General features: G+C 53.7%; 12 protein-coding genes. All 12 read right to left on the reverse strand.

Translation table 11 applies throughout. The features are described 5' to 3' along the window. Window positions 1-147 precede the first annotated feature (147 nt). The gene (locus H8S44_RS05090) at window positions 148-1338 is read right to left on the reverse strand and encodes an ABC transporter substrate-binding protein (protein ID WP_334297562.1); all 1191 of its coding nucleotides are present in this window, start codon (window positions 1336-1338) and stop codon (window positions 148-150) included. Window positions 1339-1441: 103 nt separating this feature from the next. Then, window positions 1442-2371, reverse strand: coding sequence for an AEC family transporter (locus H8S44_RS05095; protein WP_186871562.1), 930 nt, complete (start codon window positions 2369-2371; stop codon window positions 1442-1444). Between the two features lie 14 nt (window positions 2372-2385). Next, complete coding sequence (locus tag H8S44_RS05100) at window positions 2386-4491, reverse strand: glycogen debranching protein (protein ID WP_186871563.1); 2106 nt, start codon at window positions 4489-4491, stop codon at window positions 2386-2388. Continuing rightward, complete coding sequence (locus tag H8S44_RS05105) at window positions 4488-5471, reverse strand: NYN domain-containing protein (RefSeq protein ID WP_186871564.1); 984 nt, start codon at window positions 5469-5471, stop codon at window positions 4488-4490. Before H8S44_RS05105 ends, H8S44_RS05100 begins: the two co-directional genes overlap by 4 nt. A gap of 11 nt (window positions 5472-5482) precedes the next feature. Then, a complete protein-coding gene (locus tag H8S44_RS05110) occupies window positions 5483-6418 on the reverse strand; it encodes a ComEC/Rec2 family competence protein (RefSeq protein WP_186871565.1) in 936 nt (311 codons plus the stop codon). A 144-nt stretch (window positions 6419-6562) separates the two neighbouring features. After that, window positions 6563-8407 carry an ATP-dependent zinc metalloprotease FtsH gene (gene ftsH, locus H8S44_RS05115; RefSeq protein ID WP_186871566.1) on the reverse strand — a complete coding sequence of 615 codons (1845 nt, stop codon included), beginning with the start codon at window positions 8405-8407 and terminating at the stop codon, window positions 6563-6565. 160 nt (window positions 8408-8567) lie between these two features. Next, entirely contained in the window at window positions 8568-11228 is a 2661-nt protein-coding gene (locus H8S44_RS05120; protein ID WP_186871567.1) for an ABC transporter permease, read from the reverse strand. Beyond that, the gene (locus H8S44_RS05125) at window positions 11225-11908 is read right to left on the reverse strand and encodes an ABC transporter ATP-binding protein (RefSeq protein ID WP_158363101.1); all 684 of its coding nucleotides are present in this window, start codon (window positions 11906-11908) and stop codon (window positions 11225-11227) included. The genes H8S44_RS05120 and H8S44_RS05125 overlap by 4 nt, the downstream gene beginning before the upstream one ends. A 144-nt stretch (window positions 11909-12052) precedes the next feature. After that, entirely contained in the window at window positions 12053-13072 is a 1020-nt protein-coding gene (locus tag H8S44_RS05130) for a sensor histidine kinase (protein ID WP_186871568.1), read from the reverse strand. 65 nt (window positions 13073-13137) lie between these two features. After that, window positions 13138-13806, reverse strand: a complete 669-nt coding sequence (locus tag H8S44_RS05135) for a response regulator transcription factor (RefSeq protein WP_186871569.1) — start codon at window positions 13804-13806, stop codon at window positions 13138-13140. A gap of 74 nt (window positions 13807-13880) precedes the next feature. Then, on the reverse strand, window positions 13881-14450 hold the full coding sequence (locus H8S44_RS05140) for a peptidylprolyl isomerase (RefSeq protein WP_186871570.1): 570 nt from the start codon (window positions 14448-14450) through the stop codon (window positions 13881-13883). A gap of 12 nt (window positions 14451-14462) precedes the next feature. After that, window positions 14463-15542: a M24 family metallopeptidase gene (locus H8S44_RS05145; RefSeq protein ID WP_186871571.1), complete on the reverse strand. Its 1080-nt coding sequence runs from the start codon at window positions 15540-15542 to the stop codon at window positions 14463-14465. Window positions 15543-15551: the final 9 nt, after the last annotated feature.

The raw sequence follows: 15551 nt of genomic DNA on the forward strand, positions 1-15551 counted from the left end.
AGCATAGAAGCTGCGCTCGCACAACACTTTATTGCATTAACACGACATATTTCCCGTTTTCCGCGGAAGTTCTCTGTCGTATATGCGAAAACGAGAGGATCCTTCTGCAGAATCCCCTCGTTGGGTTATCGTAACACGATCTGTAACTTACAGCTCTGTGTACTCTCCGTCTACAACCTTAACTACCAGCGGAGCCTTGTTCGGCTCGCCATCCTCGCCCCAGGTGATGTCCTTTCCGGTAATACCGCTGTAGGATACGTCAGCCATAGCTGCCTTCATGGCATCGCACAGATCGGATACGCTCATATCCGGGGTAGCGCCTGCCGCCTCGATAGCAGCCTTTACTACATAAACGCAGTCGTAAGCGTCAGCAGCGAACTGGTTCGGAGTCTCGCCGTAAGCTTCCTCGTACTTGGATACGAAGCTCTGTACCTGCTCATCCTCAGACTTTGCAACGAAGGGAGCCAGGAAGGTCAGTCCCTCTGCCAGAGCGGTATCGAAGTTCTCTACGCCCAGGATTCCGTCCATACCGTCGCAGCCAAAGAAGGTCGGCTCATAGCCCTGCTTGTTGCACTCTGCCAGTACCAGAGAAGCCTCTGTGTAGTAGAAGGGCATGAACAGCAGGTCTGCGCCTGCATCCTTAGATTTCTGAACCTGTACGGAGAAGTCAGTCTTGTTATCAGCCGTGAAAGCCTCTACGGACACGATTTCGAAGGGCTGGTTTGCAGCCTCCTCAGCAAATGCCTCATAGATACCGGTGGAATATACGTCAGAGCTGTCGTAGATAACAGCTACCTTCTGTGCCATTCCGTTCTCGCCGATGTACTTTGCGGACTCAGTACCCTGTGTCGGGTCGGAGAAGCACATACGGTATGCGTTGTCATACTGTACGCACTCTACTGCTGTTCCGGACGGAGTGATCTGGAACATATTGTCCTCATGGGTCTTCTCTACAACTGCGATACAGGGTGCGCTGGTGGTGGTTCCGATGAGAACCTGCATACCCCAGTCCTTCAGGTTGTTGTAAGCATTGACAGCCTTCTCAGCGTCGTGCTCGTCATCCTGGAAGTTATAGTCGATCTGATATCCGTTGATACCGCCTGCTGCGTTGATCTCGTCAACTGCGATCTGGATACCGTTCTTTACTGCGTTTCCATAGATAGCAGCGCCGCCGGTGATGGGGCCTGTGCCGCCGATCTTGAATGTGTCGCTTCCTGCTGCGTCAGAAGAAGCAGAAGAGCTGTCTGTTGTGGTCGTGGTGTCCTTGGAACCGCCGCAAGCTGCGAGGGAAAGAACCATGGAACCAGCCAGAAGTAAGCTTAATGCCTTTTTCATAATAGTTTCCTCCTTTTGAAAACTGATATGTAAATAATATCGGTTACTATCTTACCCCCGCTTAAATAAATTTGTCAATTCTTTTTTTCAAACTTGTCAAAACTTATCAGATAACTTTAACCAGCATAATCACCACCGGCAGGGTTACCAGCATCAGAAGCATGGACTGGGCCACCGCCCGGGCCGCGAACTCCGGCTCGCACCGGTACTCCTGGGCCATGATAACATTCAACGAGCCTGCCGGAAGGGCGGAAAGCACCACGAAGGTCATGGCCGTATTGGCAGAAAAGCCCAGAAGCTTCACCACCGGAATCATCAGAATCGGGATGGCAATGAGCCGCAGAAAGGACACGGCGAAAGAATACTTGTCCCTCAGGATATCGCCCACTTTCATTTCCGCGATCTCCGCTCCGATGACCAGCATGGAAATGGGCATCATCATCCCTCCCACGGAGGACAGGGTAGTGCTTAAGAAAGCCGGGAACCGGACGGGCAGCATATAGAAGACAATGGCCAGTACCGATACCAGCAGCATCTTATTGGTCAGGATATCCTTTGGCGAGACCTTCTGGGTCTTCCCTGTCCCCTTTGCCAGCAGGGACAGACCCCAGGAAAAGAAGAAGATATTATAAGCCGCGTTATAGGCCACCGCGTAGAGCACGCCCTCCTCCCCCACGATCTCGCTGATCATGGAAAACCCAATAAAGCCCACATTGGCGAATACCGCCATGGTAGTAAAGATCTCTTTTTTGCCCCGGGAAAGCCCCATGGCCTTTCCCAGTCCCAGCATCACCGGAATAGATACCGCATAGTAGACGGAGGACGCCAGGAACACCATCAGAATTCCCTTCAGATACTCCGTATTCAGTGCCTGCTGGGAAGAGGACAGGATACTGAAATACAGTACGATATGCACCAGTACCGTAGACAGGCTCTGCTTTACCTGGGGTGTGATAATCTTCTTTTTGGCGAAGAAATAACCGGCTCCCATAATCAATATGATTTTCACAAGTAATTCCATTAAGTCAATCAGCATTTTCATTTTCCTTTTTAGTTTTCTTCCCGGGCCTCCAGAACCAGAACGGAACGGGCTCCCAGATACAGGCTGTCTCCCCGGGCCTCTTTTTCTTTCCCTTCCGGATAAAAGGCTCCGGCCTCCCCGTCGCAGGTGCAGACCCTTAAGATCCAGACCTTTCCCTCCGGCAAGGCCGGCAACGCCACATGGATGCCCTCCCACCAGGGATTCACAGCCAGATAGACCAGATCGTCCCGGTTCTTTTCTTTCTCATACCCCGCGTACAGAACGCCGAAGGCTCTGGTATCCGAGGTCAGCGCACTGTCCCATGCCCTCTCCGTATGGAAACTGATACCCGGAAACCCGCAGACCGCTTTTGGCAGCTCTCTTCGGATGGCCGGGTGGGATTTTCGGAAGCCTATCATGAACCGGAAGAATTCATAGAGCTCCACCGCCTCCTCTGTCTCCTCCCAGTTCATCCAGGAGATCTCATTGTCCTGACAGTAAGCGTTATTATTGCCACACTGGGTCTTTCCCCGCTCGTCCCCGGCCGGGAACATGGGCGTGCCTCTGCTGCACAGAAGTACCGCGCAGGCATTCTTCATGAGCCGCAGGCGAAGCTTCCGCACCCGGGGCTCCTTCGTTTCTCCCTCTTCCCCGCAGTTCCAGCTCCGATTGTCATCAGCCCCGTCTGTATTGTTCCAGCCATTGGCTTCATTATGCTTGCCATTATAGCTGTACAAATCCCGCAGGGTGAAGCCGTCGTGGCAGGTCAGAAAGTTCACGGAAGAATTCGATCCGCTGTAGCCCGTATGATTTTCCGAATACAGATCCCCGGAGCCTGCGATCCGGCTGGCCGCCTCCGGGGCAAACCAGTAATCCCCCTTCAAGAAGCTGCGGAGCGTATCCCGATAACGGCCATTCCACTCGGCCCAGCGCTTCCATGCCGGAAAGCTGCCTACCTGATAGAGACCACCCGCGTCCCAGGCCTCGGCAATCAGCTTGGTATTCCCCAGAAGTGGGTCAAAAGCCAGCTGTTTTAACAAAGGCGGGTTGCTCATGGGGGATCCATCCTCGCTGCGTCCCAGGATACTGGCCAGATCAAAGCGAAAGCCGTCCACCCTGTACTGGCTCACCCAGTAACGCAGACACTCCACGATCAGTTCCTGGACGATGGGATGATTGCAGTTCAGGGTATTGCCGCAGCCGCTGAAGTTATAGTAAAAGCCCTCCGGCGTCAGCATATAATAAATCTGGTTGTCAAAGCCCTTAAAGGAGATAAAGGGACCATTTTCATTTCCCTCGGCAGTGTGATTGAACACCACGTCCAGAATGACTTCGATTCCCGCTCCGTGGAGATCCCGGATCAGCTCCTTCAGTTCCGTGCCCTCCCGGTTATACTCCTCCGCAGCTGTATAAGCGGTATTCGGTGCGAAAAAGCTGACTGTATTATAGCCCCAGTAATCCAGCAGGGTCCGTCCGTCCACCTCACGCTTTCCCATGGTCTCGTCGAACTCGAAAATAGGCATCAGCTCCACTGCCGTAACACCCAGCTCCCGCAGGTAGGGAATCTTTTCCCGCAGGCCCGCAAAGGTTCCCGGATGCTTCACACCGGAGGAAGAATGTCTTGTAAAGCCCCGCACATGGAGCTCATAAATGATGAGATCACTCATGTCATAGCTTGGATCCGGAGCGTCGCCCCAATCAAAGTTATTCTTCACCACCCGTGCATGATAAAGACCCTCCTGCTTCTGCATCTCTCCCCAGACGCTCTGGCCGGTCACAGCCCGGGCATAAGGATCCAGAAGCACATGATCCCGGCTGAACAGCAGACCCTTCTCCGGATTCCAGGGGCCGTCCAGCCGGTAAGCGTATTCAAATTCCTCGATATCCAGTCCGAAGACGATCATAGAATAAACTTTCCCGATCCGGTAACGCTCCGGAAAAGGCAGCACCGCATAGGGCTCCTTCGCCTTCCGGTGATAAAGCAGCAGCTCGCAGGAAGTGGCTCCATGGGAATGGACCGTGAAGTTCACGCCCTCCTCCAGAGCCGTGGCTCCATACATCTCATACAGGCCCGGTCGCACCGGAAAGCCAGCCACCTCGTCCAGCGGCTTCATGGAACAGTGTTCTTCTCTCATCCTTTTTTCTCCTTGATGCTGACCACATTGCCGCTGACAGAAAGGGAGCGGATGCTCCGCAGGAAACTGGACAGACGGCTGTAGCCGTAATCCTTCAGATCGAAGGAGGGATACTTTTTATGGATATTATCATAGATGACCGACAGGTTTTCCACCTGACCGCCGCTGTTCTGGATAAAGACCAGAATCTCTTTCTCCAGCTTTGTCCTGTCCAGATCGCCCTTCAGGCCCACTGCCCAGGCAGAATCCTGCTGGTAGAGACTTAAGCGGGGGCAGGTATCCTGCAGGAATACCATGAGCTTGGTGTAGCCGTAATTACGCACATCAAAATCGGTGAAGCGATCGTTTAAACGGCTTCCCAGTTCTCCCAGATAGGTGATCTTGCCCTTGTTCTCATTATCGTTGATGATGGAAATGATGGCGTCCTCGATCTGGGTCAGAGGCGTCACGGCGCTTCCATGCTCTTCCTCGGCCATTGTCTTTCCACTCTTCTTTTGTCCGCCGGAAACGGACACTGTCTCTGTATCGGCAACCTGCTTGTTGATGAGATTCAGGTGGATAAATTTGTTACAGGCCTTGGTCAGGGCCATGGGGGTCTTGGACTCGCCCATACCGATGACGTACATATTCTCCTCCCGGAGGCGCATGGCAAGCCGGGTGAAATCACTGTCGCTGGTCACCAGGCAGAAGCCATCCACCTTTCCCGAATACAGGATATCCATGGCGTCGATGACCATGGCCATATCGGTGGAGTTTTTGCCTGTAGTGTAGGAAAACTGCTGAACCGGCGTGATGGAATTTTCCAGAAGCACCTGCTCCTTCCAGCCGTTGGACTTGCCGGACCAGTTTCCATAGATCCGTCGGAAGGACGCATATCCGTAGTTTTCGATCTCATTGAAAATGCTTGCCGCATACCTGGCGCTGATGTTATCCGAGTCAATCAGCACCGCGAACTGTTTCTTATCTTCTATCTGTTCCATTGCTTTTTCCTCTACTTTCCTTTCGGTTCTCCCGGCGTCCAGTTATCTGACGGGGATGTGTTAAAGGCGATCGTTTGTCCGTCTGACACGGCCACTACGGTTCCCTGATCATCGGTCCGGAAGATCTGGATTCCCATCTTCCGAAGCCTGTCCAGGACCTCCGCATGGGGGTGTCCGTAGGTATTTCCCTCGCCGCAGCTGAAGACCACATACCGGGGATCGATGGCCTTTATAAAGTTCTCCGTATTGGCGGTGCGGCTGCCGTGGTGAGCCGCTTTGTAGACGTCGGCCTTCAGGTTCTCGCCGCTGGCCACCATATCTTCCTCAGAATGCTCTTCCGCGTCCCCGGTAAATAAGAAGCTGTTTTCGCCAAACTGCACCCGCACTCCGATAGAATAGTCATTGGCATTACTGCCGTAGCTGTCCTTCACCGGGCACACCACCGTGACCTCCGCCTCGCCCAGCGTATATACGTCGCCCGCTTTCGGATGGGTCACCTTGTAATCCCTGGCTTTTACCGCCTGAATCACGTCGTCGTAGGTCCGGGTATCCTTGCTGTAATCGGGCATCCACACCTGATCACAGTCGAATTTGTAGATAATCACGTCCAGACCGCCGATGTGATCCGCGTCCGGATGGGTACCGATGACATAGTCCAGATGATTGATGCCCTGATTTTCCAGATAGGCCTGCACCTTGGTTCCCTTGCTGTTATTGCCTGCGTCGATGAGCATGGCATGGTCGCCCTGCCGTATCAAGGTGCAGTCGCCCTGTCCGATATCCAGATAATGGACCTCCAGCGTGGAACCGTCGGACACGGCGGTTCCGCCTGTCTCTTTCGTAAGCTGCTCCTGTACCGGATAGATGGCTGCCAGCACCAGCGCCACCACCGCCAGCAGAAAACGCTTTGCCTGATTTTTTCCTTTTCCTCTTCTGCCTCGTGCCATAATGTCTGTTTTACTCCCTGTTTTCATACTCTTTTCCATATACCTTTCCATTATAGCACAAAACAGGCGTTCGGACAGTAATTATTTTTCTGTCCGGACGCCTGTTTCGGATTTCTTCCTATTATATAAGTTTCGAATAAAATTTTACTCAGTTTCTGCCGGCGCTGCTTCCTTCCGGTTCAGGATTTCCATGAATTCTTCGCCGGTGATGGTCTCCTTCTCGTACAGGAATTTGGCGATCTCATGGAGCTTCGGCATATTCTCACTCAGGAGCTTTCTGGCCTTCTCATGCTCGGCCTTCACGACTTCTACCACCTTTTTATCTATCAATGTCGCAGTCTCCGGTGAGCATGCCAGGGAAGTGTCACCGCCCAGATACTGGTTGCTGACGGTCTCCATGGCCACCATATCGAACTCGTCATTCATACCGAACCGGGTAATCATGGCTCTCGCCAGCTTCGTAGCCTGCTCGATATCGTTGGACGCGCCGGTGGTGATGGAGTGAAATACCAGCTCCTCGGCCACGCGGCCACCGGTGAAGGTAGCGATCTTGTTCTCGATCTCCTCCTTGGTCATCAGATTATGTTCGCCGGATTCCACCTGCATAGTGTAACCGAGAGCCCCCGAAGTACGGGGAATAATCGTAATCTTGTGAACCGGAGCGGAATGGGTCTGAAGCGCCGCCACCAGAGCGTGTCCCACCTCATGATAGGAAACAATCAGCTTTTCCTTGTCGGAGAGAACCTTATTCTTCTTCTGGTAGCCTGCGATAACCACCTCCACGCTTTCCTCCAGATCGCTCTGGGTCACATATTTCCGATTCTGGCGCACGGCCCGCAGGGCCGCCTCGTTGATGATATTGGCCAGCTCCGCTCCGGAAGCGCCTGCTGCCGCCCGGGCGATAGCGTTGAAATCAATGTCATCGCCCATATGGACCTTCCGGGCGTGAACCTTTAGGATATCCTCGCGGCCCTTTAAATCAGGCAGTTCTACCGGAACCCGTCGGTCGAACCGGCCCGGACGAAGCAGGGCCGGATCCAGGGAATCCGGACGGTTCGTCGCCGCCAGAATCATGACGCCTTTCCGGCCATCAAAGCCGTCCATCTCAGTCAGCAGCTGGTTCAGGGTCTGCTCCCGCTCGTCGTTGCCGCTCATTCCGCCGCCGTCACGTTTTTTACCGATGGTATCGATCTCATCGATGAAAACGATACAGGGAGCCTTCTCATTGGCCTGCTGGAACAGGTCCCGGACCTTGGCCGCGCCCATACCCACGAACATCTCGACGAATTCTGAACCGGAAATAGAGAAGAAAGGAACGTTAGCCTCGCCTGCTACCGCCTTTGCAAGCAACGTTTTACCGGTTCCCGGAGGGCCTACAAGCAGCGCGCCCTTCGGCATGGTAGCTCCAATCTCTGTATATTTAGCCGGATTGTGCAGGAAGTCTACGATCTCGGTCAGAATCTCCTTGGCCTCATCCTCGCCCGCCACATCGGAGAATTTGATGCCGGTGGTGGACTCCACGTAAATCTTGGCGTTGCTCTTGCCGAAGGTCATGGCGTTGCCGCCCATCATGCCGCCCATTTTCTTGTTCAGATTCTTCATCAGCATCTGGCCGATGACAATCATGATGATAAAAGGCACCATGGAGACCAGAAGGGACATCCAGGGGGAGGCCTCCTCCACGATCTCTGTGCCGAATTCTACGCCCGCGTCCTGGAGACGGTTCACCAGATCCGGGTCATTGAAGACGCCGGTCTTATAGTAGTTTACCGGATCCGCATTGTCGGAAAAGATGATCTGATTATCCTCCACCTGAACCTGCTGGATCTCTTTCTTATCCAACATGGTCAGAAAAGTGTCGTAGCCTACTTCTTTTACCGTAGGGCTCAAAACCCTCGGGAAGACAAACATATTTAACAGAATCATGATCACTATCACGATGGTGTAATAAAAAATAAATGGTTTCTTGTTGTTCTTGACTTCTTTCATCGCTATCTCCTGTCATAATAAAATGCGGCGGAAGCATGTCCGCCGCAGAGCCAAACTCTCTCATTCGGCGTTTTCATGTTAAGAAGAATAGCATTTTACGCCGGAAGAATCAATGAAGATTCCATAAACTTTTCTAAAAAACTTATGATCTGACATTTCCTTACAGGCTTTCCTGCCGGATACTGTCGATGATATTGGCTTTCCGGAGCTTGCTTTTCGCATACAACATGGTGGAAAATACCACCAGAAATACGCTGGCTATCACAACCACGATACTTGCCGCCGGTACATAGAATTCCGTATCCATACCGGATCCCACCACCCGGTAGATAGCCCAGGTCACCAGAAGGGACACCGGCAGACCGTAAAGCAGCGCTTTCAGTCCGTAAAGGACACATTCGTAGCTGAGCATCCGGTTCATTTCCTTTGGCGTCATGCCCACGGAGGACAGCACCGCGAACTCCCTCCGGCGCAGCAGAAAGCCCGTGGAAATGGTGTTGAACACATTGGCCGCCGCAATCAGGGAGATGAGGGCGATGAAGCCATAGGCAAAGATATCGACAGTCATCAGCATGCTCTTCATGCCGCGAAGCTCCTGGGCCGCGTCATTTACATAGAGATACTCTTCCGTATCTACCGTTTCTATCAGTTTATTCAGCTCCTCCGCCACCTTCTGATGGTTCGCAGCCTTCAGATACACACAGCCCCGGGGCAGACAGCTTTCCAGTTTTTCTCCGAGTAGCGATGCAAGCTGGCTTTTTGACACTACCATGCCCAGCCCCATATCACCGGCAAAGAGATTCATGGGGCCGCTTTCTACCAGTTTTGCCGCATAGCCTGTGACAGAAATCTGATAAGGCTCCTGATCCACCTGACCTCCGTCCGCTTCTTCCTGGGCCTCCTGCCATGCGGTATAATCGGTAAGCGTAATCGTTATAGGCTCCCCGGCAGATTTCAGGGTTTTCACAGTCTGGTATCGGCCTGTGGCAGAATGGTAGGCCCGGACCTCATTTCCTATCATAAGCGGGATCTGTCCGTCTTTTTCCTCCGGCTCCGGAATTTCCGAGGAAAGCAGCCATTTTTCATATTCTTCATCGGAAAGCACAAGCAGTTTTCCATCCAGGTGAAGATAGCCGTTCTCATCTTTCTCCATCTCCCAGAGCTCTTTCCTGGCGCTTTCATCCATCTGATCCGGCTTCAAGAGAATATCCGGATAACATTCCTGCACATACAGAGCCTGCTCCACGCCGTCCACAGACGCGATTTCCTGCCGAAGCTTTGGATCATGCACGCCGTAGACCGATACGTCATATTCCGGCACCGCCTTCGCATCGAACAGACTCTTTTTCAGATAGGTGGAATAGGAACTGGCCGACACAAAGAGCACGATGCTGATAAACAGGGACAGCACCGTCGCCCGGTACTGCTTCTTCGCCCTGGAAAAATACCGGTTCGCCAGCCCTGCGGGCATCCCGAACAGCTTCTGACTGAGGCGGCCTGTTTTGCGGGTTCTTTTTTGTTCCCGTCCGGAAATCCGGATATCCCGGGAAAGCCGGATGGCTTCCATGGGCGGAATCTTCGCTGCCCGTCTGGCCGGAATCCAGGCGGAAATCAATACGGTCACAAGGGCCGTCAACGCCGCAGTCAGAAGGGCCGGCCAGGACGCGTAAACCCGCATGGGAATCTCTCCCTCATAAATATATCGAAAGGATCCGGAGGTAAGGGAAAGGGCCACGCCAATTCCCGCAATGCCGGACAGGATGCCGAAAGGAATTCCGATGCTGCTTAAAATCAGCGCTTCCCGGTATACCATGCTCCGCAGCTGCCGGGGCGTCGCGCCGATGGACGCCAGCAGACCAAACTGCTTCGTCCGGTCGCTGACCGAGATGGCGAAGGAATTATACACCAGGGATACGCCTCCCGTCATAATCAGAAGAATCAGGATCACGGACATGCCGTAAAGCAGACGCATAAACGCGCGATTCGCAGAGATTCCCTGTGTCCGAAGAAGCTCGCTGTTATAGGTAACGCTGTAATCGTTCAGATACGCATCGGTAAACTCATAGATGTCCCTGCCCTTTTTCAGCTTAAAAAAGCTGGTATAGAGGCAATCCGACACCGGAGACGTATCTTTCCGGGTAAAGCACAGGAAACCGGCGCTGTGCCATCCGTAATACGGCTCCTCCATGTAGCCCACTACGGTATACTCCCTGGGTTCCCGGATCAGAAGCTCTTCTTTTCTCGCGTCCACATCCGGATTTTCCTCATCCCTGTATACAACCGGGTTCTCAGCTCCCAACCGTTCGCCGTTTAACAGGCGCTCTCCCAGATCCAGAGACAGGGTATCGCCTACCGCCACCGGTGTTCCATTCTGTTTCAGCGCCCATCTTGCCTGATCTGACAGAATCAGCTCCCGGTCATTTTCCGGCAGTCGTCCTTCCGTCACCCGGATAGGCATCTGTTTCTCAAAATCCGCGTCAATTCCGACCACATAATAATAGGGCAGCGCCGAACTATTATAATAAGACGGCTTTACCCCGTCCAGAGCGTAGCCCAGTTCCTGCCAGGTGACCTGCATGGTGACTTCTTTCATTCCGGCCAGTTCTTCCACCTTTTTCTCCGGAATCTGCATGGCTTCCCCGTGCCAGTCCCCATTTTCCGCAATCACATTTTCCAGCATATAGTGCTGCAGGCTGGAAATAAAGGTAGTGACAGCCGTCAACATGGCGGTAGCCAGCAGGATTCCGATGATCGTAACCATGGTCCGGGTCCGGTTAGCCTTCAGGGTTTTCGCCGTCAGTCTGGTAAATACGTTCTTCATCGACGAATCACCTCGTCTCTGGCAATACGGCCATCCTCGATGGCGATGATGCGATCGGCCTGGAGGGCCAGATTTTCGTCGTGGGTGATCATAACCAGGGTCTGGCTGTATTTTTTGTTGGAGAGCTTTAAGAGCTCCATGATTTCCTGACTGTTCCTGGAATCCAGGTTGCCGGTGGGCTCGTCGGCCAGCACGATGGCCGGGGCGTTCATCAAGGCTCTTCCGATGGACACCCGCTGCTGCTGGCCGCCGGAGAGCTGGTTGGGCAGATGATTCTTCCGATCTTCCAGACTTAAAAGTTTCAGGAGTTCCTGCAGGCGCTCCTCTCCCACCTTTCGGCCATCCATCTGCACAGGCAGGGTCATATTTTCCACCACGTTCAGGACCGGAATCAGGTTATAGAACTGGTAAATCAGGCCTACCTCCCGCCGCCGGAAAATGGCCAGCTGCTCCTCGTTCTGACCGTAGACGTCAATGCCGTCCAGGTAGACTCTGCCCGAGGTGGGCCGGTCCACGCCGCCCAGGATGTGGAGCAGGGTGGATTTACCGGATCCGGAAGGGCCGATGATGGCCACGAATTCGCCACGCTGGATATAGAAGGATACGTCGTCCAGGGCCCGCACTTCGTTTTCGCCGGAGCCGTATACTTTGGTGAGATGTTCTGCTTTTAAGACTTCCATGTCTGCCTCCTCTTGAGAAATGGGCGCGGCGGGGTTTTCTGTGGTTCGTGAAGCACTCCCGGACGGCCGGTTTCCCGTTTTATGGATTCAGTATACAGGACACAGATGACGGGGGCGTGACTTTCCGGTGACAGATTTGTCACTTTATACAATACCTTTATAGAAGCGAATCGTAAACCGGGCCCCGCCCTCCGCCCGGTTCTCGCCCCTGATGGAGCCGTTCTGCTGTTTGATGATCATGCGCGACAGGGCCAGTCCAATGCCGATGCCGGAGCCGAAGGAACACTTTCCTTTATAAAACCGCTCAAAGAGATGCGGCAAATCCTCCGGAGCGATGCCCGGACCGTTATCCTCGATGACCAGCTCGGTGTAGAGGCTATTTTCCTGAGCGCGCAGCGTCAGGACGCCGCCCTCGCCCGCATGCTCCATACAGTTTTTTACAATATTACTGACCGCCTCACAGCTCCAGGAGAAATCCCCGGTAAATGCGGTCTCTGCCGGAATGTCCAGCTTCACCTGCTGCTCCCGCAGCTCCATTGGGATGGCGAAGGGCTCCAGCACGCTATCCATAAGTTTCTGTACCTCTACCTGTTCCTGTACAAATACCGCGGTACCCGCGTCAATCCGGGAGATTTTAAGCAAAGCCTCCACCAGCCAGCTGATGCGGCCCTGGAGTTGTCCGGCCTCGTAGAGGAGCTTGCGACGCTCCTGCAGGTCGGTCTCCTGGCCCAGGCGGGCCAGCACCAGGTTCAGGGAGGTCAGGGGCGTCCGCAGCTGATGGGAGATATCGGCCAGGGAATCGCTTAAGTATACCTTCTCCGCCTGCAAATGATCGGCCTGCTCGCTCAGACGATTCAGCAGCTTCGACAGCTCATTGGCCAGAATCTCAAGCTCTCCCTCCCGATACTGGGTAAAATTCAGATCCCGCTCTCCGTGAAGCATCCGATCTGTGTCCGCGGCCAGCTTTTCCAGACGGCGGTAGCGGCACAGCGTGAAGGCGAGCCACAGGGCAATGACCAATACACAGCCAAGAACCGCCAGCAGGAATCCGGCCATAGCCGCCTGCTGTCGTATAAGAAAAAAGCCTGCCGTTGCCGTGATGGCAGCGACGCAGGCCGATATAAGTACGCTCATTCTGAATTCTTTGTCTCGTAGATATCGCATGGATTCCTCCCATACTTTCTGCTTTCCATCTCTTTTACTCTAGAATCAACAGCCAAATTCGTTTTTTATTCCAGCTTATACCCGAGTCCCCGCACCGTCCGGATAATCGTCGGATTCTGCGGATCCGTCTCTATCTTTTCCCGCAATCTTTTGATATATACGGTCAGCGTATTGTCATTCACAAACTCCCCGGCGGCATCCCAGATTTCCTCCAGAAGCTGTCCCCTGGTCAGTACCATGCCCCTGTGATTCAGAAAGAATAACAGCAACCGGTACTCCAGCGCCGACAGGCAGCAGTCCGCGCCGCCCTTCGTCACCAACGCCCGCACCGTATCCACCCGCAGATCCCCAAGCTCCACAATAGCCCCAGTCTTCCCGCAGCGGCGCAGCACACTCCGAATCCGGGAAATCAGCTCTCTTGGCCGGAAGGGCTTCCTGATATAATCCTCCGCTCCCAGGTCAAGTCCCGTCACCACGCTGAATTCATCCCCCGAAGCTGTCAGAAAAATCACCGGCGTATCCGACTCCGCCTTCACTGCCGAGCACACTGTGAATCCATTGCCATTCTGCAGGGACACGTCCAGCAGCAGCAAATCAAAGCTTTCCTTCTGAAGCGCTTCCAGCGCCTCTTTCTGCCCCGCCTCCGCCTGCACCCAAAAGCCCTCCGCTTTCAGCACCGCACTCAAATTTTCAATAATTGCTGAGTCGTCCTCGACCAGAAGTATTTTTGTCAAATCTTTCCTCCTCGATAGATGTCTGTTTCTGCAAATCATGTTTATTCTAACATAGGTTTCTTCTGTATTCTTTTTTATTTCCAGCAGGGTGGCAGCTTCTGCTCCTTCATGCGGATCGGCTCAGGATAGGTCTGGCCGTGGAGCTCCAGCTCTACACGGTCGATGATTTCCGGTTCTACGGGCTCGTTGACTTCTACGCCGGGGATGGGAAAGTCTACGGGGATGGTTTTGACTTTTTCCAGGCGGTAGATCTCGTCCATACCTTCCAGAACACGGCCGAAGACCGGGTAGACGCCCTTGTGGTCGGGGCAGTCCCGCAGGGGGAAGAAGAACTCGCAGGAGGCCAGGCCGTCCGCGCCGTAACCGCCCATGCAGACTGCGCCCGGATGGGAATCCAGGGGTGTGATCTCCGGATGGAGCTCAAATTCATTGGGAATCAGGTACTGGGCCTCTTTTTTGCCGAAGGCGGTGTAGCTTACGTCGATCCAGCTGCCCGGGACGATGCGCTGGATGGCGTGGTGATCCATGAGACCGCGGGAGGCCACGTAAATAAAGCTGTTCACTGTGTTGGGCGCTGCATCGGGCAGCAGCTCAATCACAATCTTTTTCCCGTTTTTCATATATAAAGCAGCAATCGGATTCATTTTAATTTCTCCTTAACCGATGATCTCCAGTTCCTTCGGATAATGATTCAGCACCTCGCAGCCGTCCTCGGTCACAAGCACCAGATCCTCCACCCGAACGCCGGTATCCCCGGTCAGGTAGATGCCCGGCTCGATGGAAAAAATCATGCCCGGCTCGGCCTTATCCGTGTTCACGGAGGATACGTCACCGAACTCATGCTCGCCGAGGCCGATAAAATGGCCCAGACGATGGGTGAAATAGGGTCCGTAGCCCGCTTCGGTGATCAGATCCCGGGCTGTTTTGTCCAGCTCGCAGAGCGGAATACCCGGCTTGATTTTCGCAATAGCGGCCTCATTGGCCCGGCGCACCATATTGTATACAAGCTGATGCTGCTCACTGACCTCCTTGTAGTAAAAGGTACGGGTCATGTCAGAGCAATAGCCATCCTTGATGCAGCCTACGTCGAAGAGCACGCAGTCTCCCGGCTTCACCACCGTATCGTCCGGCGCATGATGGGGATCCGCCGCATTTGCTCCAAAAGCTACCAGGGGCTCGAAGGAAAAGCCGTCGGCTCCCAAATCCTGATAGATTTTCAGGGTCTGCTCAGCCACCTCTTTCTCGGTGACACCCTCATGAATCAGGGTCTTAAACTTCGCGATGGCTTTATCATTGATATCGGAGGAAACACGCATCAGCTCCTGCTCCTCGGCATCCTTGACGCCGCGGGTCTTGTCCACCGCCAGAGACGCATTGACAAAACCTGTGGCCGCTTTCATTTCCATCAAAGGAAGCAGAAAACGGGCGGTCAGATCCTTATCCACACCCAACACACTATCGTGATCCAGATACTTCGCCACAATCTCGGCTGCCGGATCCGTATCGTCATACCAGACCTTCTCCACACCCACCTCTTCCGGTACGGTGAACAGCTTGTTCAGGAAATACACATGTTTTCCATCCGCCCGCAGGTACAGGGCGTAAAAGCGCTCGAAGGGCGCGATATATACGCCGGTCAGATAATAGATGGACATGGGATCCACGATCAGCATCTGACTTAAGCCCATTTCCTTTAACGCATCCAGCACACGTTTTACTCTATTCTCTTTTAACATAACTTCCGT

This window comes from Anaerosacchariphilus hominis, from assembly GCF_014290175.1.
Lineage (GTDB): Bacteria > Bacillota > Clostridia > Lachnospirales > Lachnospiraceae > Laedolimicola > Laedolimicola hominis.

Bases quoted from the DNA above. Each gene is read 5' to 3' on its own strand.
- ftsH (WP_186871566.1), bottom strand. From the start codon at position 8,407: ATGAAAGAAGTCAAGAACAACAAGAAACCATTTATTTTTTATTACACC.
- H8S44_RS05140 (WP_186871570.1), bottom strand. From the start codon at position 14,450: ATGAATCCGATTGCTGCTTTATATATGAAAAACGGGAAAAAGATTGTG.
- H8S44_RS05120 (WP_186871567.1), bottom strand. From the start codon at position 11,228: ATGAAGAACGTATTTACCAGACTGACGGCGAAAACCCTGAAGGCTAAC.
- H8S44_RS05095 (WP_186871562.1), bottom strand. From the start codon at position 2,371: ATGCTGATTGACTTAATGGAATTACTTGTGAAAATCATATTGATTATG.
- H8S44_RS05125 (WP_158363101.1), bottom strand. From the start codon at position 11,908: ATGGAAGTCTTAAAAGCAGAACATCTCACCAAAGTATACGGCTCCGGC.
- H8S44_RS05145 (WP_186871571.1), bottom strand. From the start codon at position 15,542: ATGTTAAAAGAGAATAGAGTAAAACGTGTGCTGGATGCGTTAAAGGAA.
- H8S44_RS05130 (WP_186871568.1), bottom strand. From the start codon at position 13,072: ATGCGATATCTACGAGACAAAGAATTCAGAATGAGCGTACTTATATCG.
- H8S44_RS05110 (WP_186871565.1), bottom strand. From the start codon at position 6,418: ATGGCACGAGGCAGAAGAGGAAAAGGAAAAAATCAGGCAAAGCGTTTT.
- H8S44_RS05105 (WP_186871564.1), bottom strand. From the start codon at position 5,471: ATGGAACAGATAGAAGATAAGAAACAGTTCGCGGTGCTGATTGACTCG.
- H8S44_RS05100 (WP_186871563.1), bottom strand. From the start codon at position 4,491: ATGAGAGAAGAACACTGTTCCATGAAGCCGCTGGACGAGGTGGCTGGC.